This is a genomic window from Chryseobacterium sp. KLBC 52 (assembly GCF_003347605.1).
In the GTDB taxonomy this organism is placed as follows: Bacteria; Bacteroidota; Bacteroidia; order Flavobacteriales; family Weeksellaceae; genus Chryseobacterium.
Map to the genome: position 1 here is coordinate 164,031 of NZ_QDFZ01000004.1, position 22,846 is coordinate 186,876.

The 22,846-nt window shown below is 37.0% G+C and carries 19 protein-coding genes and 6 tRNA genes; 11 read left to right on the forward strand and 14 right to left on the reverse strand.

The window, feature by feature from the left end; translation table 11 throughout:
- The first annotated feature begins 15 nt into the window (after positions 1–15).
- From DDF69_RS05570 to DDF69_RS05585, 4 genes are read left to right on the forward strand one after another with little or no spacing between them, the layout of a single operon-like run.
- Positions 16–2,049: a TonB-dependent receptor plug domain-containing protein gene (locus tag DDF69_RS05570; RefSeq protein ID WP_114819909.1), complete on the forward strand. Its 2,034-nt coding sequence runs from the start codon at positions 16–18 to the stop codon at positions 2,047–2,049.
- Positions 2,046–3,179, forward strand: coding sequence for a YncE family protein (locus DDF69_RS05575; RefSeq protein ID WP_114819910.1), 1,134 nt, complete (start codon positions 2,046–2,048; stop codon positions 3,177–3,179). Before DDF69_RS05570 ends, DDF69_RS05575 begins: the two co-directional genes overlap by 4 nt.
- A 14-nt stretch (positions 3,180–3,193) precedes the next feature.
- Positions 3,194–4,387 carry a cell surface protein gene (locus tag DDF69_RS05580; RefSeq protein ID WP_114819911.1) on the forward strand — a complete coding sequence of 398 codons (1,194 nt, stop codon included), beginning with the start codon at positions 3,194–3,196 and terminating at the stop codon, positions 4,385–4,387.
- Positions 4,388–4,423: 36 nt separating this feature from the next.
- On the forward strand, positions 4,424–6,682 hold the full coding sequence (locus DDF69_RS05585; RefSeq protein ID WP_114819912.1) for a DUF5074 domain-containing protein: 2,259 nt from the start codon (positions 4,424–4,426) through the stop codon (positions 6,680–6,682).
- Between the two features lie 164 nt (positions 6,683–6,846).
- Here the strand turns inward: DDF69_RS05585 and DDF69_RS05590 are convergent, their stop codons facing one another.
- From DDF69_RS05590 to DDF69_RS05640, 11 genes are all read right to left on the reverse strand, one after another.
- Positions 6,847–7,635 carry a T9SS type A sorting domain-containing protein gene (locus DDF69_RS05590; protein WP_114819913.1) on the reverse strand — a complete coding sequence of 263 codons (789 nt, stop codon included), beginning with the start codon at positions 7,633–7,635 and terminating at the stop codon, positions 6,847–6,849.
- A 226-nt stretch (positions 7,636–7,861) separates the two neighbouring features.
- A complete protein-coding gene (locus DDF69_RS05595; RefSeq protein ID WP_114819914.1) occupies positions 7,862–8,635 on the reverse strand; it encodes a T9SS type A sorting domain-containing protein in 774 nt (257 codons plus the stop codon).
- Positions 8,636–8,923: 288 nt separating this feature from the next.
- Positions 8,924–8,995, reverse strand: a tRNA-Glu gene (locus tag DDF69_RS05600).
- A gap of 63 nt (positions 8,996–9,058) precedes the next feature.
- Positions 9,059–9,130: transfer RNA gene (locus DDF69_RS05605), tRNA-Glu, on the reverse strand.
- A gap of 83 nt (positions 9,131–9,213) precedes the next feature.
- A tRNA-Glu gene (locus DDF69_RS05610) sits at positions 9,214–9,285 on the reverse strand.
- A gap of 63 nt (positions 9,286–9,348) precedes the next feature.
- Positions 9,349–9,420: transfer RNA gene (locus DDF69_RS05615), tRNA-Glu, on the reverse strand.
- Between the two features lie 83 nt (positions 9,421–9,503).
- Positions 9,504–9,575: transfer RNA gene (locus DDF69_RS05620), tRNA-Glu, on the reverse strand.
- A gap of 10 nt (positions 9,576–9,585) precedes the next feature.
- Positions 9,586–9,840, reverse strand: a complete 255-nt coding sequence (gene rpsT, locus DDF69_RS05625; RefSeq protein WP_002983073.1) for a 30S ribosomal protein S20 — start codon at positions 9,838–9,840, stop codon at positions 9,586–9,588.
- 66 nt (positions 9,841–9,906) lie between these two features.
- Positions 9,907–10,227 carry a hypothetical protein gene (locus tag DDF69_RS05630; protein ID WP_114819915.1) on the reverse strand — a complete coding sequence of 107 codons (321 nt, stop codon included), beginning with the start codon at positions 10,225–10,227 and terminating at the stop codon, positions 9,907–9,909.
- A 370-nt stretch (positions 10,228–10,597) separates the two neighbouring features.
- Positions 10,598–10,669: transfer RNA gene (locus DDF69_RS05635), tRNA-Glu, on the reverse strand.
- A 60-nt stretch (positions 10,670–10,729) separates the two neighbouring features.
- Positions 10,730–12,016, reverse strand: coding sequence for an N-acetylmuramoyl-L-alanine amidase (locus tag DDF69_RS05640; RefSeq protein ID WP_185144316.1), 1,287 nt, complete (start codon positions 12,014–12,016; stop codon positions 10,730–10,732).
- Positions 12,017–12,069: 53 nt separating this feature from the next.
- On the opposite strand from DDF69_RS05640, the gene DDF69_RS05645 reads away from it, so the two are divergent.
- From DDF69_RS05645 to DDF69_RS05655, 3 genes are all read left to right on the forward strand, one after another.
- Complete coding sequence (locus tag DDF69_RS05645) at positions 12,070–14,655, forward strand: putative LPS assembly protein LptD (RefSeq protein WP_114819916.1); 2,586 nt, start codon at positions 12,070–12,072, stop codon at positions 14,653–14,655.
- A 143-nt stretch (positions 14,656–14,798) separates the two neighbouring features.
- Positions 14,799–15,179 (forward strand): RidA family protein, encoded by a 381-nt coding sequence (locus DDF69_RS05650; RefSeq protein WP_034694591.1) that lies wholly within the window; start codon positions 14,799–14,801, stop codon positions 15,177–15,179.
- Positions 15,179–15,634 (forward strand): hypothetical protein, encoded by a 456-nt coding sequence (locus tag DDF69_RS05655; RefSeq protein ID WP_034694594.1) that lies wholly within the window; start codon positions 15,179–15,181, stop codon positions 15,632–15,634. Before DDF69_RS05650 ends, DDF69_RS05655 begins: the two co-directional genes overlap by 1 nt.
- Before the next feature lie 68 nt (positions 15,635–15,702).
- On the opposite strand, the gene DDF69_RS05660 is transcribed toward DDF69_RS05655, so the two are convergent.
- Positions 15,703–17,232 carry a trypsin-like peptidase domain-containing protein gene (locus DDF69_RS05660; protein ID WP_114819917.1) on the reverse strand — a complete coding sequence of 510 codons (1,530 nt, stop codon included), beginning with the start codon at positions 17,230–17,232 and terminating at the stop codon, positions 15,703–15,705.
- Positions 17,233–17,572: 340 nt separating this feature from the next.
- On the opposite strand from DDF69_RS05660, the gene DDF69_RS05665 reads away from it, so the two are divergent.
- The 4 genes from DDF69_RS05665 to DDF69_RS05680 are packed head-to-tail and all read left to right on the forward strand — an operon-like array spanning position 17,573 to position 21,047.
- Positions 17,573–18,934 (forward strand): rhodanese-related sulfurtransferase, encoded by a 1,362-nt coding sequence (locus DDF69_RS05665; protein WP_114819918.1) that lies wholly within the window; start codon positions 17,573–17,575, stop codon positions 18,932–18,934.
- A gap of 57 nt (positions 18,935–18,991) precedes the next feature.
- Positions 18,992–20,236, forward strand: coding sequence for a peptidase U32 family protein (locus tag DDF69_RS05670; RefSeq protein WP_114819919.1), 1,245 nt, complete (start codon positions 18,992–18,994; stop codon positions 20,234–20,236).
- Complete coding sequence (locus DDF69_RS05675; RefSeq protein WP_114819920.1) at positions 20,236–20,466, forward strand: ferredoxin; 231 nt, start codon at positions 20,236–20,238, stop codon at positions 20,464–20,466. The genes DDF69_RS05670 and DDF69_RS05675 overlap by 1 nt, the downstream gene beginning before the upstream one ends.
- A gap of 5 nt (positions 20,467–20,471) precedes the next feature.
- Positions 20,472–21,047, forward strand: a complete 576-nt coding sequence (locus DDF69_RS05680; RefSeq protein WP_114819921.1) for a 5-formyltetrahydrofolate cyclo-ligase — start codon at positions 20,472–20,474, stop codon at positions 21,045–21,047.
- Here the strand turns inward: DDF69_RS05680 and DDF69_RS05685 are convergent.
- Together DDF69_RS05685 and DDF69_RS05690 are read right to left on the reverse strand one after the other, a co-directional pair.
- Positions 20,996–21,577 (reverse strand): hypothetical protein, encoded by a 582-nt coding sequence (locus DDF69_RS05685; protein ID WP_114819922.1) that lies wholly within the window; start codon positions 21,575–21,577, stop codon positions 20,996–20,998. The two genes, DDF69_RS05680 and DDF69_RS05685, sit on opposite strands and share 52 nt — an antisense overlap.
- Positions 21,561–22,742, reverse strand: coding sequence for a hypothetical protein (locus DDF69_RS05690; protein WP_114819923.1), 1,182 nt, complete (start codon positions 22,740–22,742; stop codon positions 21,561–21,563). The genes DDF69_RS05685 and DDF69_RS05690 overlap by 17 nt, the downstream gene beginning before the upstream one ends.
- Between the last annotated feature and the right edge of the window lie 104 nt (positions 22,743–22,846).

Sequence of the window (22,846 nt, forward strand, 5' to 3'; positions counted from 1 at the left end):
ACCCTAAATGAGCTAATGGCGACAAAACTAACTACTTCTGCAATTCATAAAGCTGTTTTCACAATATTGGTGATCACATCTCAACTTTTGTCTTCTCAAAACAGGAAAAAAGACAGCCTTCAGGAAGAGACTATTAAAGGAATCAATCTTTACAAAAAGAATTTTAAAGAAATCCTCCCGGCACAAATCCTACAGGGTGAGCAGTTGGAAAGACTGAACAGTCATTCCGTTGCAGATGCTTTACGATATTTTTCAGGTGTTCAGATTAAAGATTACGGCGGATTGGGTGGTTTGAAAACTATTAATATCCGAAGCATGGGAAGCCAGCATGTAGGGGTTTTCTATGATGGAATTCAATTAGGAAATGCCCAAAATGGGCTGGTGGATCTTGGACGATATTCTTTAGACGATCTGGAAGAAATATCATTGTACAACGGTCAGAAAAGTGAAATTTTTCAGCCGGCAAAAGACTTTGGTTCTTCGGGTTCTATTTATTTACAGCCTAAAACACCTGTGTTTAAAGGAAATAGAAAAACCAATCTCGTGATAAGGGCAAAAAGCGCATCTATTGATCTCTTTAATCCGTCATTCCGATTGGAACAGAAGATTTCTGACAGGATTTCTGCCAGCTTCAGTGGAGAATTTATGCAGAGTGATGGAATTTACAGATTTCGTTATGCCAAGAAATATCCTGATGGACAACAGGCTTATGATACCATTGCAAAGAGACATGATTCAGATATTCGGGCAAAACGTTTTGAAACCTCTCTCAACGGAACTTTAAATAACGGAAGCTGGAATATCCGTGGCTACGGTTATATTTCAAACCGCGGAATGCCGGCACCTATTGTGAATGGACGTTTCGGAGGAAGAGGAGCGAGGCTTTCCGATGAAAATTATTTTGTACAGGCTAATCTGAGAAAAAAACTGTTCCCGAAATTTGAAACTCAGCTGAAAGCAAAATTCGCTTATGATTATACCCATTTTATGGATACGGTTCGTTCGCAGTCTATTATTTATACCGATAATACCTATATCCAACGAGAACTCTATCTTTCCTCATCCAATATTTACTCAATCACGCCCAATTGGGATGTCAGCCTGAGTGGTGATTTTCAGTATAATAATCTGGATGCGAATCTGGATAACTTTTCTTATCCTACCCGCTACACTACATTGGTAGCATTAGCGACAACCTATCAGTGGAACAGATTCAAAATTCTGGGAAGCCTTTTAGGAACCTTTACATTTGAAGAAGTTAGAAAAAATAAAAGACCGGGAGATGCCAGAGAGTGGACGCCTGCTGTTTTTATGAGCTATCAGCCGGAAAAAATTCCGGAGCTTACTCTAAGGGCTTTCTATAAAAGAATTTTCAGACTTCCGACCTTCAATGATTTGTATTATACCAATATCGGAAATACCTACCTGAAACCGGAATTCACCAATCAATATGATGTAGGATTTACTTATCAGAAGAATTATAACAACCGTCTTTTTAAAACTTTTTATGCTAAAGTAGACGGTTATTACAATAAAGTACAGGACAAAATTGTAGCTGCTCCAAACGGAAGCATGTTCCGCTGGCTGATGATGAACCTTGGATTGGTTGAAATCATTGGAGCTGATGTGAATGTACAGACTGAAATGCAGCTTGGAAAAGTAACCCTCCGACCTTTGCTTTCTTATACATACCAAAGTGCGAGAGATATCAGTGATCCGGAAGATACTTTCTACCGCAATCAGATTCCTTATACCCCATGGCACAGTGGATCTTTCAGTCTGATGGCGGATTATAAAGACTGGAGTTTCAATTACAGTGCGATGTACGTAGGAGAAAGATATGATGTGAATCAGGATAACATTCAATACAATTATGTTCAGCCCTGGTATACGCACGATCTCTCTGTTCAGAAAAAATTCAACTGGGCAAATCATCAATTTAAAGTAAGCCTTGAGATGAATAATATTTTCAATCAATACTATGATGTTGTCCTCAATTATCCGATGCCCGGAAGAAATTTTAAACTTATTCTAAACTTCACCCTATGAGAAAACTAAACTTTTATTTTTTATTTCTGGTATTAGCTTTTCTTGCCTCATGCCGTACAGATGAAATTATTGTCCGTCAGGAAGTGGTGGAAGGACTCCCTTCAGAAAATACAGCAATAAAAGGCTTTTATATGCTCAATGAAGGAAACATGGGAAGTAATAAATGTACCCTGGATTTTTTTGATTATACCAAAGGAACCTATTACCGGAATATTTACGCAGAAATCAACCCCAATGTCGTAAAAGAGTTGGGAGATGTAGGAAATGATATCAAAGTGTACGGAAGCAAACTTTATATCGTTGTCAATGTTTCCAATAAAATTGAAGTGCTGGATGCCAAAACAGCCAAACGTATTACTTCTATTCCATTACAAAACTGCAGATATCTGGCTTTCAAAGACGGGAAAGCTTATGCCAGCAGTTATGCCGGACCAGTAGCCATTAACCCCAAAGCCCCTAAAGGAAAAGTAGTTGAAATTGATACCACTTCTCTTTCCATCCAGCGTGAAGTGGTGGTAGGATATCAGCCGGAAGAAATGGAAATTGTGGGTAATCAATTGTTTGTTGCCAACTCCGGAGGATATAAAGCTCCCGATTACGACAATACAGTTTCCGTCATCGATCTAAATACTTTTACAGAACTTAAAAAAATAAATGTTGCCATCAATCTTCACCATATTAAAAAAGATAATTACGGTGATCTCTATGTAACCTCAAGAGGAGATTATTATAATGTTCCTTCCAGTTTGTATTTAATAGATGCAGCTACAGGAACTGTGAAGAAAAATTTCAATCTCTCTGTGAGCGAAATGACGATCGTGAATGATAAACTGTATTTCTATGGGAATGAATTCAATTACAATACCCACAGTTATAAAAAAACATTTGGAATCATTGATGTGAAAACAGAACAGATCATCGCCAACAGAATTTTTGATAAAGAATATGAAGATGCCATTAAAACCCCTTATGGAATTGCTGTAAACCCCATCACAGAAGATATCTACATGACAGATGCCAGAAATTATGTATCCATGGGATTTGTGTATTGCTTCGATAAAAACGGACACTTTAAATGGAAAACGGAGGGCGGAAATATCCCTGCCCACTTCGCTTTTTTATACAAATAACCAAACTTTAAGAAATGAACAGAAATAGCTTTACCTATTTGAAAATCGGATTTCTATCCTGCTTCCTTGTAGGAGTGATAGCCTGTAAACATGATGATGAAGATGAATTTACATTTAATGGGCTTGATGATTCCTATACCATTGAACGTTTAAAGGTTTTGAGTATTCCTACCAATGCCTCAGGATCGGTTACATGGAGTATTAATGATTCTATTATCTCTCAAAATTCAGAACTTGAATTCATCAGTCCTACTGCAGATGCGTATCCTTTGACTTTAAAGATTAACAATAAAGGAAACGAGCAGATTTTTCATTCTAAAATCATTGTTACCAAAGAAAAAACACCTTATAGTAAATATATTTCCAAAGTATTGGAGTTCCGCCCTGCTGTAGGGCAGTTCATGAACGAAATTCCGGAATATTTACCTGGAAATACCACAGCGAATATGCTTCAAAAAGCCAACGAATCGTTGGTAGGAGGGAACTCTACCATGATCAGTCTGGGTGGATATGGCGGATATGTAGTGTTCGGTTTTGATCACACCATTCCCAATCTGAATGGACGTGATTTTAAAGTACTGGGAAATGCATTCTTTGGAAATGATGCCGCAGATCAACGTTCAGGATCTTGTGAACCGGGAATTATTATGGTGGCCTACGACAGAAATAAAAATGGGAAGCCGGATAATGATGAATGGTATGAAATTGCAGGCAGCGAGTATTTCAAAAATGCTACAGTTAAAGACTACAGCATCACCTATCATAAACCTAACGAAAATAAAGCACCTGTACCCGGAACTGAATTCTGGCAGACCGACGTGGAGTATATCAAATGGAATGACAATCTGGGAAATCAGGGGTTTAAAACAAAGAATACTTTTCACGCCCAGAGCTATTATCCTTTATGGTTTACAGATGCTTCTTACAGCTTTTCAGGAACCAGACTGGCAAATAATTTTTACGATCAGAACGGTGACGGGTCGTATTGGGTAGGAAAATCATATGAGTTCGGATATGCAGACAATGCTCCGAATAATGATGAAGCCTCTAATATTGATATTTCCTGGGCGGTAGACAGAAACGGAAAATATGTGAAACTTCCGGGAGTAGACTTTATGAAAATATATACAGGAGTCAATCAGGAAGCAGGATGGCTGGGAGAAGTTTCTACAGAAGTAGCGGGAGCTTACGATCTGCATTTTAAATAATAATTCAATAATACAATCTATTTAAATTAATAAAAAATGAAAAAGTTTTATCTTTTTATGATGCTTTTTCTGTTTGCATGCGTATCGAATGCACAGATAAAAGTTCAGGGTGTGCCCAGAAATGATATTTCAGGGATCAGCAAACTTAATACTACGACTATCAGTTTTTCTGATATTCAGTATTGGGTAGGATCAGGAACCAATCAGGCTGCTTTTGTAGTACAGTGGAACGACAGTAAAAACCCTGATGCCATGGTTTGGGGATTCAAATGGAACGGAAATGCTACCGGAGAAGACATGCTGAAAGCTATTGCTAAAGCAGATCACAGATTATATACACTCTTGTATCAGGGAACACAGTTTGGATCAGCTGTCGGAGGAATTGGTTTTGACCTTAACGGTCAGGGAACCAATGCACTGATCAAAAGCGGAAATACTACGTATCCGTTATATCCGGTAAATGGTTTTGTCAATACGACAGCTTATGATTTTGACAGCTACACGATTGTAGATGCGGCCAACGACCACTGGCAGTCCGGATGGACGGTTAACGGGTACTGGTCATATTGGGTAAAGAATCCTGCAGATGCTGATTTCGGATATTCCAATGTTGGAGCTTCTTCACGTGTATTGGAAAACGGTTCCTGGGATGTCTGGAATTTCAATGTAGGATTTAATGAGACACCTGTTTCTTCTACCATGACTCCGGTTTCTCCATATGTAGCTTCTACAAACTATACCAACGGATATTTTATGGTGAACGAAGAATGGTTTGGCCATACCAACGGTTCCGTAAACTTCATTGATAATAACGGACAGATCAATTACCGTGTGTACAGTAATGCCAATAATAATCAGGCTTTCGGTGCAACTACACAATACGGAACGATCTATGGTGATAAATTCTATTTCGTTTCAAAACAAGCTGCTGATGGAGGAGATACTCAATATACTCCTGGAGGTAGATTGGTCGTAGCCAATGCGCAGACCATGCAGAAACTTGCGGGTTTCAATACTATCGGAGGTGGTGATGGTAGATCATTTGTAGGAGTAAATGAACATAAAGGATATATCGGAACTTCCACTGGAATTGTTACTTTCAATATTGATAATTTACAGGTAGGTTCTCTAATTACCGGTACAGGTGGAAACGGGCAGATCGGAAATATGATCCGTACTTCACAATATGTTTTTGCTGTGAAGCAAGGAGTAGGAATTTTAGTAATTAATCCTAATACAGATACGATTGTGAGTACTGTTGCCGGAGGTTTCTATTCAGTTGCTCAGGCTAAAGACGGAAGTGTATGGGGAATTCAGGATCAGAAACTGATCAGTATCAATCCTACCACTTTTGCAACACAGATTTACAATATCCCAACTACAAAGTATATCGGAGACTGGGGAGCATGGAATGCTGGTAAATTTTCAGCAAGTGGTAAAGAGAATGCTTTATACTGGATCAATTCGATCAACAGCTGGAGCTCAGGAACACAGATCGTAAGATTCGATGTAACAACGAAAACATTTAATGAAAACTTTGCTGCCATTCCTGGACAAACAGGTCAGTTTAAACAAATTCCGTACGGAGCAGCTCTTCGTGTAAACCCTATTACCGGAGAATTGGTTCTGAATACCACAGAAAGCGGATATGGAGCACACTATCAGAAAAACTGGATTCATACCTATGATATGACTGGTGCGCTTATCAATACGAAAACTCTGAACGACTACTATTGGTTCCCTTCGCTGACGGTATTTACCAATAATTCAGTTCCTGTTGTAAGTAACGTTTTACCTTCACAGGTTACTGCCGGAAACACAACAACGATTGATCTGAAATCAGTAGTTTCTGATGCTGATAATCTGGCTGTGTCAGTAGTAAAGTCAATCAAATCAAACAGCAATCCTACAATCGTTTCTGCTGTGATTAATGAGAATGATGAACTGGTTCTGACACCACTTGTTTCAGGGACATCTGATATTGTGATCAGTTTTAACTCAAATGGTAAGCTTGTGGAAAAAACACTTACAGTAAACAGTACGGCTTCCACTTTGGCGACTGCTGAGGTGAAGAAACTGGAATTCAGCATTTATCCGAATCCGGTTACTGATATTCTTACCATTAAAACTCAGGAGAAAATCCAGAATGTTTCTATTTATGATGCATCAGGTAGAGTAGTTAATGCTCAGCTGAACAACGGGCAGATTAACGTAACTGCGCTTCCAAAGGGTATTTATATTTTAAAGGCTGTTACAGAAAAAGCAGTATACCAGCAAAAATTAATCAAAAACTAATACTATTGCAGATAGTAATCTTGTTAATAAAGCCTCTGGTCAATTTTGATCAGAGGTTTTTTTGATCCTCAATATGATTTTATATGGGATATGCTAATCCATGGGAAAATAAAAACCCGGCAAGCTTGTAAAGCTTGCCGGGTTCAATGTGTTATGTATCTTTTTTATTTAATAATCACTTTTTTAGAGTATGTTTTTCCTTCTTTTGTCTGAAGTTTCATAATATATACTCCTTGCGGCTGTTTGGTTTCAAAAGAATTTGATGTCAGCTTGGAGCGGTATACTTCTTTTCCTGAGGTATTGGTAAGAGTTACCTCTGACCCTTCAGCAGAAACATTTTTATCCAGAGTAAACTGTCCATCCTTGCTGTGCGCCATGAAATTGATAAAAGGATCTTTGTATTGGTAAGCATAATATACTCTAAGCTCTCCGCCAATATTCAATAATCCTGAGTTAACATTAATTTTGATGCGGTCAAAAGGAATGTTCATCGTCATCTCAATTTCACCTTTGCTTGGATCTCCAGCTCCAAGGTTGATCAGCTTTGTGGCAAGACTTGTGTAATCGTTATTGGAAACATCTCCATTAAATGTTTCAATAGAGGCTCCGCCCAATACCTGAGCAGATAGTGGAGTTCCGTTGGAACCAATAGCAAGAACAAGTTTGTTGGTATTGTTTGCAATATTGGTAGTTGGGAAGATTAGTGTCTGCTCCGTTCTTGCAAGAAGACCCACTGAAACCTGCAACGTAGAATAGTCATTTTCGTTGCTTCCAACAGCATTCTCAGGATTCAATACACCACAACCTAAACAAACTCCAAGAACCTGGCTGGTCTGGCTGCTTGCATAGGTTTTGACAATCTGAGCAAAAGACATTGTGCTGGTTAAAAATAAGGATGATGCCAGAATTGCAGCTTTGATCGTGCGTTGGCTAAGTAATAAATAAGTTTTCATATGTAGAAAAATTTTGGTTTTAGCTTTTTTTGTAAATTTATAAATAAAATAATTATGTTGCTTATTTTATTTCATAATTATGTGAATTGTTAATAATTTATTGATATTTACAATTAATAATTTATTATTATTTAAGGCGAGGTCTGGTTTCTATCGGTTTGAAAATGAATGAAAAAAATACGGCAAGCTTGAGATGTCTGCCGTATTTATCTTATCAATGATTCAATTATTTGATTACAATTTTTCTGGAATAGGTTTTACCTTCTTTCGTTTGTACATTCATGATGTAAACGCCTTCCGGTTGTTTGGGCTCAAATGTATTTGATCTCAATTCAGAGCGGAATACTTCTTTTCCTGAAGTATTGAACAGAGTAACTTCCGATCCTTCTAGAGGAACATTTCCACCAAGGGTAATTTGTCCGTTTTGACTGTGAGCCATAATGTTCATCAATGGATCCTGATAAGCATAGTAAATTCTGAAACCACCACCAAGACTGAGAACACCGCCAGTTAATCCGATTCTTATCCCATCATAAGGTTTTGCAGGTTTGAATTCTACTGTACCTCTGTTAGGAGTTGCGCCCAGTTTTAGTAGACTTACATCGATTGTTCTGCGGTCGTCATTAGACATGCCGCCATTCATCGTTTCAAGCGTTACTCCGCTCAGTAGCTGTACAGATAAAGGGATGTTGTCTGTTCCGATTCCTACTACCAGCCTTGTGTCTGATCTCAGATCCGGGAAAATCAACGTTTGCTGAATTCCTCCCAAAAGCACTGTTCCCAATACCATTGTTGAATAGTCATCTTCATTATCACCTACAGCATTAAGGGGATTGTCTATACGGCATCCCAGGCAGGCTACTCCGAAGACCCCGGAGCTTTGTGCGTGTGCATAAATTCTGTTTTGTGCTAATGACATGGTGCTGGCAGAAAATAAAAATAAAGCCATCAATCCGGCCTTTAATGAGGATGGGCTTCCCGAAAATAAATTGAATTTCATGTTATATATTTTAAAATGAATAGTTTTATTCAAATTTAAGCATTAATGGATGAAGTATAAAATAATATTTCCATAAATGGTGATATTTTTAATGAAATTTAATATGACATTTCTGTTGGGGTGAAAATTGTACAAGAAGTCAGTTGGGTAGGCTATTGTATCTGAAGAAATTATCGCTTAGTTCCTTAGGGTAGGAATAATGAAACTATAGAAAGCTTAAACCTTGGGAAGAATTCCCCGAAATCTGTATATAGAAACGAAAAAAGGACTTTCGAAAAAGTCCTTTTGTAGCCCGTAGGGGAATCGAACCCCTCTTACCAGAATGAAAATCTGAGGTCCTAACCGATAGACGAACGGGCCCTCTATCTTCCATTACCAAAGTAATGTGTTAGTTTTTGTTTTTATAAGTATCAACTCTTATTGTAGCCCGTAGGGGAATCGAACCCCTCTTACCAGAATGAAAATCTGAGGTCCTAACCGATAGACGAACGGGCCGGTTAGATTTATTTTTAATATAGCTTTTTCTACTTTGATCTTTATAAAACCACCGTTGTTACAGTGGTCTTATAAGATGTAAGTAGCCCGTAGGGGAATCGAACCCCTCTTACCAGAATGAAAATCTGAGGTCCTAACCGATAGACGAACGGGCCCTCTATCTTCCATTACCAAAGTAATGTGTTAGTTTTTGTTTTTATAAGTATCAACTCTTATTGTAGCCCGTAGGGGAATCGAACCCCTCTTACCAGAATGAAAATCTGAGGTCCTAACCGATAGACGAACGGGCCGGTTAGATTTATTTTTAATATAGCTTTTTCTACTTTGATCTTTATAAAACCACCGTTGTTACAGTGGTCTTATAAGATGTAAGTAGCCCGTAGGGGAATCGAACCCCTCTTACCAGAATGAAAATCTGAGGTCCTAACCGATAGACGAACGGGCCAGCTATATTGTTACGCTAATTTATTAACGTGCTTTGTTAATTTGCTTTTCAAGTTAGCTGCTTTGTTTTTGTGGATAATATTTTTCTTAGCTAATTTATCCAATAAAGCGATAACTTTTGGCAATTGTTCTGTAGCAGCAGCTTTGTTCTCTTCATTTCTTAAAGCTTTTAAAGCTGTTCTAGCAGTCTTGTGGTAATATCTGTTACGAAGTCTTCTAGTTTCGTTTTGTCTGATTCTCTTTAGTGCTGATTTATGATTTGCCATATCGTTTAAATGTGAGTGCAAAACTATAAACTTTTTTTTAAACTACCAAATTTATTTTTAAAAATTTTAATTTTCTTCTGATAGGTACTTTCTCAGTTTATTTATTGCTTGTTCTATTTTTAAATTTTCTTGTTCTTTCTCTATTTTTTTGATCGTATTTCCCAGCATGATCAGTGCATTATTCCATTCTCCAGTGGTATTGGTGAAAGTAAGTCCGTCAATTGTTACTTCAAAAGCAACCCTTTCTCCAGTCCTGTAAAGCCTGAAACTGATTTTATCATCTCTGCCTGTAATCCCGCCTTCATTGATTTGTAAATCGTAACTTTTTGGGTTAGAGTGGATTTTCTTAAAAAGCAATTTCGCTTCTTGTATTTTTAAATCCGGCATGATATAAAATTTGATGGTCTGCAGAAAACTACAAACAATGATTTATCAATAATATTTTTCATCAGTGTTACCATATTGGTATAACCAACTATGGATAAATTTTTTGCAAATATAATGCTTTTGTGACATATAACATATAGGGATTGCTTTTTTCAAATAAAAGTCCCTACCTTTTTAGTATAATGATAGTAATTATCAGACTGTCAGTATCCTAAAATTCGGTTATTATTTCATCTGTTATTCTATAATCACAAAATTTGAAAAGCTCTTCAAAGCTGTAGTGCTTAAAAATAATTTTTTAAAAGCAGAATACAGAAATGAGGTCCTCATAAAAAAACCTTTAACTTATCAGCTAAAGGTTTGTAAATTGTAGCCTATAGGGGAATCGAACCCCTGTTGCAAGAATGAAAATCTTGAGTCCTGACCACTAGACGAATAGGCCAAATTTTGAGGTCGCAAAAGTAAGAATTAACTTTGAGACTTCAAAATTATTTTTCTTGATTTATTTGTAGACTTTTTGTATCACGGTATTTTTGACACCTTTAGCTTCAAGTTCTTTTTGAAGTTTTACAGCATCTTCCAAGGTGTATACTTTTCCATACGTATAATAAAAGACTCCATTATCCTTGTTTCTTTCTACATCTTTTAAATTCTGTAGGATATAAGAATTGCCATTCAGCTTATCGCCTGCATACACTTCAATAGTATAATATCCCATGCTGATTCTCTGATTAGGCATAAATCCTACGGCAAATGCATTTCTGAAACCTGCATCTTTTGCTGTTTTAAGGTTAATATCTTTTACCGAAGCCATATTGGTTACAGCATAGTAATACTTGTACTGTCCGTTTTCTTTAAGCGTAAGAATATAGTTCAGACCTTTCAGGGCAGGGTCATTTTCATTATATTTCGTAGGAGAACTCATCAATAGAATTCTGAAATCATTTTTCAAAGGAACTTCTGCCGGTTTTTCAGGTTCTGGCTTTCTTGTTGCAATGGAACCTCCGGATTTTCTGTCAACCGCTTTCTTATAATCAATAATAGCATTGTAGATACTTTCTGCAATTTCGGTCTGTCCTTTGTCTGAAGCAATATAGTGGCTTTCCTCAGGGTGATTGATAAAACCTGTTTCTATCAGTACGGATGGCATGGCATTCATACGGAGAACGTGAAGGTTTTTCTGAAATACACCTCTTGAAGATCTTTTATCTTTATTTACAAAGTTATCTTCTACCAATCCTCCCAGAAGAAGACTTGATTCCAGGTATTTACTTTGCTGAAGTTTCAAAGCAATTAATGACTCCGGAGAATCCGGATTATAAGAGCCAAAGATTTGTTTATCTTTCTCATCCAGGAAGATTACGTCATTTTCCCTTTTGGCGACTTCAAGGTTTTCGTTATTCTGGTTAGGTCCCTGTACATACGTTTCAGTTCCATAAGCTGTAGGCCTTTGAGAAGAATTACAGTGAATAGATACAAAAAGGTCTGCCTTGCTTCTGTTGGCAAGATTGGTTCTGTCGGATAAAGAAGGATACTCGTCTATTTTACGGGTATAGATAACTTTGAAGTCTCTGTTTTTCTCCAACATGGCCCCTACCTTTAATGTAATGGCAAGTGTAATGTCTTTTTCTGCAACTCTTCCGATATCAGAATACGTCCTGTTGGCTCCATGATCACTTCCTCCGTGTCCCGCATCCAGAACGATTGTAAACTTCTTTTGAGAGAAAATAAAGTTGCTGATAAGGATAAGGAGAAATGATAAAATTATTTTAAAATTTTGTTTGTACATCTTACAGTTATAAAAATTATATTAATTTTGGGCCTTAATTATATAGTATAAAATTGGCCAAAACCGTCTTCAAAAATATATTACAAATTTTAATTATCCTAATTTTTAACAATTTTTTAGCACAGAAAACTCCTGAAAAATTGCCTAAAAATGCGGTTAATGATACTATTTCCAAAAAGGATACCATAGTTGTAAAAAAAGAACCCTTAAATGATGTTCTTCGTACAAAAGCGGATGATCAGAGAAGAGATGTTCCAAAAAAAATGACTTTTCTGAACAAGAATGCTCAGGTAAAATATCAGGATATGCAGATTGATGCAGATTACATCTCTATTGATGATAACAAAAATCTGATCTATGCAAGAGGGAAACAAGACTCTTTAGGGAAAATTGTAGAACCTGTAATTACTACGCAGGCAGGGAAAAAATACGAAACCAACGAGTTCAGCTATAATACAAAAACGAAACAGGCCATTGCCTTCAATGCAAGAACAGAAGAAAGTGAAGGGGTAATTATAGCGCAGAAAACTAAAAAATACAATGATTCCGTATTCGCGATGAGAAAAGCGGATTACACAACGGATGATTATTTCATTAAGAAAAAAGATACAGCAGCGGATTATTTTATGAGAGCTTATAATATTAAGCTGATTAAAACCAAAACAAAATCCCAGATCGTTACAGGACCTATTCAGATGTTTATTGAGCAGGTGCCTACACCACTTTATCTTCCATTCGCTATTTTACCATTCTCAGATAAAAGAGCCGCAGGTATTCTGATTCCAAGTTTCGGGGAAAGAGAAGATGTTGGTTTTTTCCTGAATGGAATTGGATACTACCAACCTATTGGAGAGCATTTTGACCTTAAAGTTTTAGCTGATATTTACACAAAAGGAAGCTGGAATTTACGTCCTCAGGTGAATTACCAGAAAAAATACCGTTACTCCGGAAACTTTACGGCAGATATCGGTACAATGGTGAGAGGAATCAAAGGTCTGGACGATTATACTAAAAACAGTACCTACCGAATCAACTGGACTCACTCGCAGGATTCCAAAGCCAATCCTTTCCTTACATTCAGTGCTTCTGTAGATATTGTAAGTACCAAATTCTATAACAACCCGCTGAACAACAACTACATTTTCAACCAGAATGTATTAAATACCCAGCAGAACTCTACGGTAACCCTTACCAAAAGATTCCTGAAACTGCCGATGACTATTACCGGAACAGCTTCCTATTCTCAGAACTTTGCCACAGGATTGGCAGATCTTCGTCTTCCGCAGATGAACGTGGCCATCAATCAGTTCTATTTGTTTAAATCAAGAACAGGAATCAGACAAGGACTTCTTGAAAATATTACGGTAAATACCGGGTTCAACCTTACCAATTTCGTGAATACTCAGGAAAATGAGTTGTTTAAAAAAGAAATGTGGGATAAAATGCAGACAGGGCTTAAAAACAATATCGCATTGGCTACCAATACAACACTGGCCAAATATTTTACTTTCAGTTTAAGTGCGAATATTGATAATGCTTTGACTACAAAAACGCTGAACAGGTATTATGATCCGGTAAAAAATGTTACGGTTGACGAGATCAATAAAAACTTTACAGGGTATTCTACATTCTCCACTTCTGCCAGTCTTCAGACCACCCTTTTCGGAATGATGAAATTCAAAAAAGGATCTGCAGTGGAAGCGGTAAGACATATGATGACTCCAAGTGTGAGTTTTACTTATTCACCAGACTTTTCAAGTCCTAGCTTCGGATATTACAGAAACTATTATAATGCAACCGGAGCGCTGACACCATATTCCATTTTTGAAAAAGGAATCATCGGAAGTCCTTCAAGTGGTATGCAGGGAGCTTTAGGTTTCAATATCGGGAACAATATCGAAATGAAAGTAAAGTCTAAGAGTGATTCCACGGGAGTGAAGAAAATCAAAATTTTTGAATCTTTAAACCTTGCAGGAAGCTATAACTTTGCTGCTAAAGATCACCCTTGGTCTGTATTCTCCATCAACGGACAATCTTCATTTTTCAACAATAAGCTGACCGTAAATACCAGCCTTGCACTGGAACCTTATAAAATTGAGTTCTTACCAGGACAGGATACAGGAATCAGAACAGAGCAGTTCGGACACTTCAGTGTACAGGGTTTCAACGTTCAGTTATCTTATCCTTTAAGCAGCGAGATTTTTGGAGAAAAAACAGATTATGCTAAAAAGTACTCCTCGAAGGGAGAAGTCCGAAATGAAAATTACTATTTTGATGATGATCATTATGCGCACTTTGATCAGGCATGGACTTTAAATGTCAGTGCCAATTATGCTTACTCTAAAGGCTTGAGCAGGTTTGGTAATAAAATTGCATCCTTAGGTTTGGATGGAAGTATCAAACTAACTCCATACTGGAATATCAACGGAAGTACCCATTATGATATGGTGACCAAAGAATTGGCCTACACAAGGATTGGTTTTTCAAGAGATCAGCGAAGCTTTACGATCAATTTCAACTGGGTTCCATTTGGACAGTATAAAGTATACGACTTCTTTATCGGTATCAAAGCCAATATCTTAAGTGACGCCTTGAAGTACAAAGACAGAAGCTTTACCCAGCCTAATGCACCTTTCTAATATCAGATTGGCATTTGAGAATATAAATTTTATATTTGCAGGCAGAATAAATTCTAATGAAATCACTGTTGGCAGAATTCAAAGACCAATATATTGCAGATAGTGATTGCTTATGAACTTAGAAAAAAATTAAATATCCGCATATGAAACAAATAATCAACACAGTTAATGCACCCGCAGCTATCGGGCCTTATTCACAAGCTAATATGGCCAACGGAGTTTTGTATATCTCCGGGCAGATTCCTGTAGATCCTGCAACTGGTAAACTGGTAGAAGGTATTGAAAAAGAAACGCATCAGGTAATGAAAAACCTTGAAGCGATTCTTACTGAAGCTGGCATGACTTTCAAAAATGTTGTAAAAGCGACCATCTTCCTTAAAAGTATGGATGATTTTGCTGTAATGAATGATATCTATGCATCTTACTTAGATTCAGAAAGCTATCCAGCCCGTGAAACAGTACAGGTTTCATGTTTGCCTAAAAATGTGGATATCGAAATTTCTATGATTGCACATCAGGATTAATGAACTTTATAAGAAATACAATTGCGGTTCTGATAGGTCTTGGTATTGCAGGACTTATTATTACTCTTGGTATAAGGGCTTTTCCGCAATGGGTAACTTTTGAGGCTTTTGCTCCGTTTGAGCACTGGCAGAGGTTTCTTTTCAGCATGAAAGATGATAAGGCGTTTTTCGGCTTCCTTTTGTTTATTTCCGGATTAGGAACTACTATCGGAGGAGTTGCAACTGCCATTATCGTTAAATACGCTAAAGTAGCCTATGCTATTCTGATTGGCTTTATTATGCTTTTTATTGCCATGTTGGATGTTATTATTTTTCCTTATCATCCTACATTTTACAAGATCTCCATTTTCCTTACGTTCTTTCCGTTTTCCTGGATCGGAGGTAAGATTGTTGAAGTGATCTACGAAAGAAATAAAAAGAAAAGTATTGCTGATAAAATGAACAAGTCTAAATAAACAATAAAAAAACGCTGCAAAGATCTGCAGCGTTTTTTGTTGATATGAAAAACTGATTTGTTTTCTGATTAAGGCATTTTGAAACCTTTGGTATAAATTCTTCCGTAGTCATCCACAAATTTCACCTGTACATTCCCCTGATATTTCTCAAGGATCTTTTCAACATCTTTCTGTGAATTCACCGGTTTACCATTTACCTCGATGATGATATAGTTGTCCACGATTCCGATTTTAGCCATTTCGCTGCCCTCAGATACGTTTTTAGCCACGACACCACTGTTCAGTCCGTATTCTGTTTTGAAACGTTCTGTAAGAGGATCAAATTCAGCCCCGATTTTTTCAGTTACAGTAAGATCTGCTTTCGTTCTGGTAGAAGTACCTCCTTTCTGGTCTCTAAGGGTTACAGTAGTAGTACCTTCTTTACCATTTCTTGAATACGTTACCTGAACTTTATCACCAGGACGTTTGCTTCCGATAGACATAGAAAGATCCGCAAAATCTGTGATATCGTAGTTGTCTACTTTAGTAATTACATCTCCTTTTTTCAATCCTGCATCTTCAGCACCACTGTTTTCGCCAAATCCTGTAACATAAATTCCGGAACCGACCTTCAGGTTAGTTTTGAACTGTTTGTTGTATGAAGATACCAATTGATCATTTGAAAGGTCTAAAGACTGAACGCCCAGGAATCCTCTCTGTACAATTCCGAATTTCTTGATATCCTCAACGATTTTTCTTGCCAGGTTGGAAGGAACAGCAAATCCGTATCCCTGATAATATCCTGTAGTAGACTGAATCGCAGAGTTGATTCCGATAAGCTCTCCATTAGTGTTCACTAAAGCTCCTCCTGAGTTACCCGGGTTAATAGCAGCATCCGTCTGAATGAAACTTTCAATAGGATTAGTAGCTTTTCCCTGGCTTCCCAAGATTCCGATACCTCTTCCTTTTGCAGAAACAATACCTGCTGTTACCGTAGAATTTAATCCCAATGGATTTCCTACTGCAAGTACCCACTGTCCTACATCAATATTGTCAGAATTTGCAAAATTCAGATAAGGAAGACCCTTTTCTTCAATCTTTAATAAAGAAATGTCCGTGTTAGGATCTGTTCCTACTAAAGTTGCAATATATGATTTCTTGTTGCTTAATACGACTTCCAGTTTATTAGCACCTGCTACCACGTGGTTGTTGGAAATAATATAACCGTCCGGAGAGATGATGACCCCTGAACCCATTCCCGATGGCATGTTGTCTGGAGCCTGCTGCTGCTTTTGTCTCTGCTGTCCTCTTCCTCCAAAAGGATCTCCAAAGAAAAAGTCAAACAAATCCTGCTCTGAAGCACGGCTTGATGTTCTGCTTTGGTAGTTTTTAATGGTCACTACAGCTGGAACGGTTGTTTTAGCTGCCTTTACAAAATCTTCACCTACCGCTCCCGTATTCATTCCTGCGAATGAGGTGTTGGGGGCTGCTGTTGTGAAATAAGATTGATCTCCATTGTTGGAGCCGTGTCCGAAATATTGTAAAGCTCCAACGGTAGTAGCTCCGGAAATGACTCCAACTACTGCAAATGGTAATAGTTTTTTTAAAGTACTCTTCATTGTATATCTTTCTTGTTTATTAATTAATTTTTCTTTTTATGTTTTTGAGTAAACAAATTTAATGTTAAATAAGTAAGCAATTAGTATGCTATGTTTCAATTTTAACTAAAATTTAACGGCTATTATATCATTTTATGCCTTATGTCATAATTGTTAATGCCACAGTTAACAAAACTTAAAAAAAAATTAAAGAAAATATGGCAGACTTATGATATAAAGTCGTGTGTTTTTCATCGTTGTCATGTCATTACTCACTGTTCGTGATTGTTGTCATAAATATACTTAATTCTAAAATTATTATCTTTGCAAAAATTTTATTCTCACTTAAAACGTTTATAGCATGCAACTGTATAACACCTTAAGCGCAGAAGAAAGAGCTCAGCTTATTGATGAAGCCGGTAAAGACCGTCTTACTTTGTCTTTCTATGCGTATGCCAAAATCGAAGACCCTAAAAAATTTCGCGACGAATTATTTATAGCCTGGAATGCATTGGATGCACTCGGCCGTATTTATGTTGCAACAGAAGGAATCAATGCTCAGATGAGTGTTCCTGCTGATCAGTTTGAGGCTTTTCGTGATACGCTGGAAGTATATGACTTCATGAAAGGAATCCGTTTGAACGTAGCGGTAGACCAGGACAATTACTCATTTTTAAAATTAACCATAAAAGTCAGAAATAAAATTGTTGCTGACGGTTTGAATGACGAGACTTTTGATGTGACCAATAAAGGAATTCACTTAAAAGCTCAGGAGTTCAATAATATGCTGGATGATCCCAATACCATTGTCGTAGATTTCAGAAATCACTACGAAAGTGAAGTGGGGCATTTTGAAGGAGCGATTACTCCGGATGTGGAAAACTTCAGAGAAAGTTTACCAATCATTAACGAACAGCTGCAGGATTTTAAAGAAGATAAAAACCTATTGATGTACTGTACCGGAGGAATCCGTTGTGAAAAAGCAAGTGCGTACTTCAAACACCAGGGTTTCAAAAATGTATATCAATTGGAAGGAGGTATCATTGAATATACACGTCAGATCAAAGAAGAAGGAATAGAAAGTAAGTTTATCGGTAAAAACTTTGTATTTGACCACCGTTTAGGGGAGAGAATTACAGATGATATTATTTCACAGTGCCACCAGTGTGGAAAACCTTGTGATAATCATACGAACTGCGCAAACGATGCGTGCCACCTTCTATTTATCCAATGTGACGAATGTAAAGCGGCAATGGAAAACTGCTGTTCTACAGAATGTCTGGACACCATCCATTTACCTTGGGATGAGCAGGTGAAATTAAGAAAGGGACTTCAGGTTGGAAATAAAGTATTCAGAAAAGGAAAATCTGATGCTTTGAAATTCAAAAACTCCGGAGACTTATCAGACAAACCTTTAGCAAAAGCTGAAACAAAAAATATCCGTCAGAAGATTGCTGTCAAAAAAGAATTGATTGGAAAAGCAGAACATTACTATTCCAAATCAAAAATTGCACAGTTTTTAATTGAAAATAAAGATCTGTCGGTAGGGGATAAAATAATAATTTCAGGTCCGACAACAGGAGAGCAGGAAGTTACTGTTACTGAAATCTATGCTAACGGAGGCCCTTGCGAAACAGCAAAACAAGGAGATCAGATTACTTTTGCATTACCATTCAGAGTTCGCTTATCTGATAAGCTGTACAGAATTGTGCAAAATTCATAATTCAGGGCTTTCAGTAAATTATTTCTGTTTTAATAACCTAGTAATTCCGGACTCAAAATGACAAAAAACGGAACAATAGAGTTGATGTCTCCTGCAGGAGATTTCATATCACTTCAGGCAGCTATAGATAATGGTGCAGACTCTGTCTATTTTGGAGTTGAGCAGCTCAATATGCGTGCCAGAGCCACAATGAACTTTACCATTGATGATCTGCCGGAAATTGCCGCAAGATGTGCTGAAAAAGGAGTAAGAACGTATCTTACCCTTAATACCATCATCTATGACCATGATCTCTCCATCGTCAGAACACTTCTTGATAAAGCGAAAGAGGCAGGTCTTACAGCAGTAATTGCAATGGATCAGGCTGTAATTTCTTATGCAAGGCAAATTGGTATGGAGGTGCATATTTCCACCCAGATTAATATAACCAATATTGAAACGGTAAAATTCTATGCTCTTTTTGCTGATACAATGGTAATGAGCCGTGAATTAAGTATCAGCCAGATCAAAAAAATCTGTACCCAGATTGAAAAAGATCAGGTAAAAGGACCTTCCGGTAATCTTGTTGAAGTGGAAATTTTCGGACATGGTGCCTTATGCATGGCAGTATCCGGGAAATGTTATCTGAGTCTTCATTCCCATAATTCTTCAGCAAACAGAGGTGCCTGCAAACAGAACTGCCGGAAAAAATATACTGTGATTGATCAGGAGTCAGGTTTTGAAATTGAACTTGACAACGAATATATGATGTCTCCCAAAGACCTTTGTACGATTGGTTTCCTGAATCAGATTGTGGATGCCGGAGTGAAAGTCTTGAAGGTAGAAGGAAGAGGAAGGGCTCCGGAATATGTAGCAACAGTTACAAAATGTTATAGGGAAGCAATCGACAGTATTGCCGAAGGAACATTTTCTCAGGAAAAAGTGGATAAGTGGATGAAACTTCTGGAGACCGTCTACAACAGAGGTTTCTGGAGTGGTTATTATCTTGGCCAGGAGCTGGGTGAGTGGTCTTCAAACTCAGGTTCCGGTGCAACACAAAAGAAAGTTTATATCGGAAAAGGACGACACTTCTATCCGAAAGCCAATATCGCAGAATTTGTGGTTGAAGCGTATGATATTTCTGTAGGAGACAATGTGCTTATACAGGGACCCACTACAGGATCACAGGAAATGGTCATCGAAAGCATGATGGTTGATGAGAAGGAAGGAGCGGACAAGGCAACAAAATCTGATGTGATTACTTTTCCTACGAAGTTCCGCATACGCCCAAGTGACAAATTATATAAAATTGTGAAAGCGTAATGGTCATTGCTACACTTCAAAGAGATAAATGTATTGGGTGTAATTACTGTGTCGAATTCGCTCCGGAATATTTTAGAATGTCCAAAAAAGATGGTAAATCAGTATTGCTTAAGACCATTGATAAAAAAGGCTTCTACACGTTAAAAACACCAGACCAGGAAGCGTTTGAATATTTGGAGAGAGCCGCCAACGCCTGTCCTGTGAAAATTATTTCTGTAAGAATCACTTAATCATTATGCTGAAAGCTGAGCTTAGAAAAAAATATACCCAAAAAAGGAAAGCCTTGTCTTCAGATGAGGCTTTTCTGTTATCTGAGAAGATTTTTGAAAATTTCATTCAATATTTTAAGCCAAAAGAATCAGAAAAAGTACATATTTTTATCCCGATTCCGGCAAGAATGGAAATTGATACCCGGATCTTCATTCAATATTTTTTAGCGCAGAACATCCGTGTTTATGTACCTAAAATTGTTGCTGATAAGCTGATTAATATTGAAATTTTTGAAGATACTGTTTTTGAAACCAACAATTGGGGGATTTCGGAACCTGTTTCCAATGATGATTCCGGAGAAAATTATTTTCATTATGTGATTACGCCTTTATTGTACTGTGACAAAAAAGGGAATAGAGTAGGATACGGTAAAGGTTTTTATGACGGATTGTTTCAAAGTATTTCTCCTGAGACAAAAAAAATCGGAGTCAATTATTTTGACCCCGATGAATATGTGGATGATGTCTGGGAAAATGATATTCCATTAGACTATTTGGTTACTCCTACTGAGGTGCTGTCTTTTTTAAGCGGTTTGGAATAAAAATCCAGAAAGTAGAATTTAAATTCTTTTTTAAGCTTGGACGTAGAAAGCAGGATGTATTGTGCGTTCTTTTCAAAGCTTCCCAAAGATTTATTTTTACTGTCAAAGTACTCCACATCGAACTTGGCGTAGTCCAGCGTATCTTTTTTATAAAACTCTTTATACACATTCAGGTTGCTTACTTTAGCTGTTTTTGCTTTCATGCTGTCCAGCTCTTTTAGCAATGTTTTAAATGTCAGAGAATCCGGTTTGTGGAAATAACTTTCCATTTGTGAATAAATCACGGTATCTATTTCTGTATTTCTGTTTCCGCTAAGGTATAGGGTAGACAGATCAAGAAGTTCCTGAACTTTTTGTTTGGTAATGGAATTAATCGCCTGCATACTATCCATCTGTACAGCAGGATAGCTTTTTTCGTTGGTGCTGTTTCGTAGTTTATCGAGGTCGCTTACCTCTGAGGTTTTATTGTTACAGGCAATAAATAAAGTCAGAAGCACGGTGAAAATTAAAAAATTACTTATTCTTTTCATCTGTGGTAGCAATTTTAAATTTGATGGATACAATTTTACCTTTGATATCCTTTTTCATTTCTATTACATTCAGGTTTTTCAGAGAGGTTGTAGGAGTCGTTACCAGCGTGATATACTTCTGCTTATCCAGCCTTTCAATACCATAAGTATCATTATCATATACCTGATAGATCACTGCATTGTTGCTGATCAGGTTTTCAAGCTGATTTCTTTTTTGCTTGATAAGAGCCACCTGCTCATCAGGATTTCCTCCTTTGATGTCTTTTATAGAGAAATAATAGACCGCCATCTTATAATCATCCGGCTTTAGTTCTATTTTCTCTTCTTCAGGAGCATTTTCAAGGTTTCTGTTAACTTCCAGCGGTTCGTAGAAAGGAGCGCTGATTCTCATTTTTAAATTTTTATCCTTGGTCGAATAATAGAAACACTCGCCCGGCTTTATTTTATACATCAATGGAGATTCATTTTCTTTCACTACCATTATTTCTAAGGTATTGATCACAGAAACTCCTCTGTCTTTGTCGATGAAACAATATTTGTAAGTTTTTGAAAAAAGAACATCTTTAAATCCTAATAGACCGGTAATCGTAATTAAAACTGAAGTAACAAGTGCCCAGGCATTCTTTTTGAAGAAATTTTTCTTAGGATGAACAGCTGGAATTTCAATTTCGTTGGTTGCTGTTTTATTTTGTGTAATTGTTTGGTTTTCAGTGTTCGATTTTTGTAAATCAGTATTTTCTTGAGCTCTGGTATCAACTTTTTTAGGTTGAAATTCAATTTTTGGAAGTTCAGGAGCTTCAGAAACTGTTTTTTCAAGTTCGTCCAGATCTTCGTCATCAAAATTTTCATTTTCCTGGAGTAATTCACCAGCAAAAAGATGTTGTTTCTTGAAATCGTACCATGAGTCATAACCTGCATAAATACTCAATAAATTGAGCATATCTATTCTTGGTAATTTAGTAACCGGTGAAGTTTTAAAGTAGGTGTAAAATGACTTTTCACTGATGTTTCCTTTCGCCTTTTTTCGAAGGTCTTCCTGAAAATATATAATATCTATACCCTTCCACTTGGATATGTCATCCTGCGAAGGGGTATATTCTTTTAAGTATTGACCCTGAACATCCTTTTTTAGCTGCTCAAAGTGTAATAGATCTAAATCTGTCAATTTTTCAAAAAATAATTAAATTGTTGATTATCAGCTATGTTTTTTTGTAAAACTATTTTACAAAGGTATTACAATTATTTTTCATAGACAAATTTTCTAACTGC

Bases quoted from the DNA above. Each gene is read 5' to 3' on its own strand.
- DDF69_RS05570 (WP_114819909.1), top strand. From the start codon at position 16: ATGGCGACAAAACTAACTACTTCTGCAATTCATAAAGCTGTTTTCACA.
- DDF69_RS05575 (WP_114819910.1), top strand. From the start codon at position 2,046: ATGAGAAAACTAAACTTTTATTTTTTATTTCTGGTATTAGCTTTTCTT.
- DDF69_RS05580 (WP_114819911.1), top strand. From the start codon at position 3,194: ATGAACAGAAATAGCTTTACCTATTTGAAAATCGGATTTCTATCCTGC.
- DDF69_RS05585 (WP_114819912.1), top strand. From the start codon at position 4,424: ATGAAAAAGTTTTATCTTTTTATGATGCTTTTTCTGTTTGCATGCGTA.
- DDF69_RS05590 (WP_114819913.1), bottom strand. From the start codon at position 7,635: ATGAAAACTTATTTATTACTTAGCCAACGCACGATCAAAGCTGCAATT.
- DDF69_RS05595 (WP_114819914.1), bottom strand. From the start codon at position 8,635: ATGAAATTCAATTTATTTTCGGGAAGCCCATCCTCATTAAAGGCCGGA.
- rpsT (WP_002983073.1), bottom strand. From the start codon at position 9,840: ATGGCAAATCATAAATCAGCACTAAAGAGAATCAGACAAAACGAAACT.
- DDF69_RS05630 (WP_114819915.1), bottom strand. From the start codon at position 10,227: ATGCCGGATTTAAAAATACAAGAAGCGAAATTGCTTTTTAAGAAAATC.
- DDF69_RS05640 (WP_185144316.1), bottom strand. From the start codon at position 12,016: ATGTACAAACAAAATTTTAAAATAATTTTATCATTTCTCCTTATCCTT.
- DDF69_RS05650 (WP_034694591.1), top strand. From the start codon at position 14,799: ATGAAACAAATAATCAACACAGTTAATGCACCCGCAGCTATCGGGCCT.
- DDF69_RS05655 (WP_034694594.1), top strand. From the start codon at position 15,179: ATGAACTTTATAAGAAATACAATTGCGGTTCTGATAGGTCTTGGTATT.
- DDF69_RS05660 (WP_114819917.1), bottom strand. From the start codon at position 17,232: ATGAAGAGTACTTTAAAAAAACTATTACCATTTGCAGTAGTTGGAGTC.
- DDF69_RS05665 (WP_114819918.1), top strand. From the start codon at position 17,573: ATGCAACTGTATAACACCTTAAGCGCAGAAGAAAGAGCTCAGCTTATT.
- DDF69_RS05670 (WP_114819919.1), top strand. From the start codon at position 18,992: ATGACAAAAAACGGAACAATAGAGTTGATGTCTCCTGCAGGAGATTTC.
- DDF69_RS05675 (WP_114819920.1), top strand. From the start codon at position 20,236: ATGGTCATTGCTACACTTCAAAGAGATAAATGTATTGGGTGTAATTAC.
- DDF69_RS05680 (WP_114819921.1), top strand. From the start codon at position 20,472: ATGCTGAAAGCTGAGCTTAGAAAAAAATATACCCAAAAAAGGAAAGCC.
- DDF69_RS05685 (WP_114819922.1), bottom strand. From the start codon at position 21,577: ATGAAAAGAATAAGTAATTTTTTAATTTTCACCGTGCTTCTGACTTTA.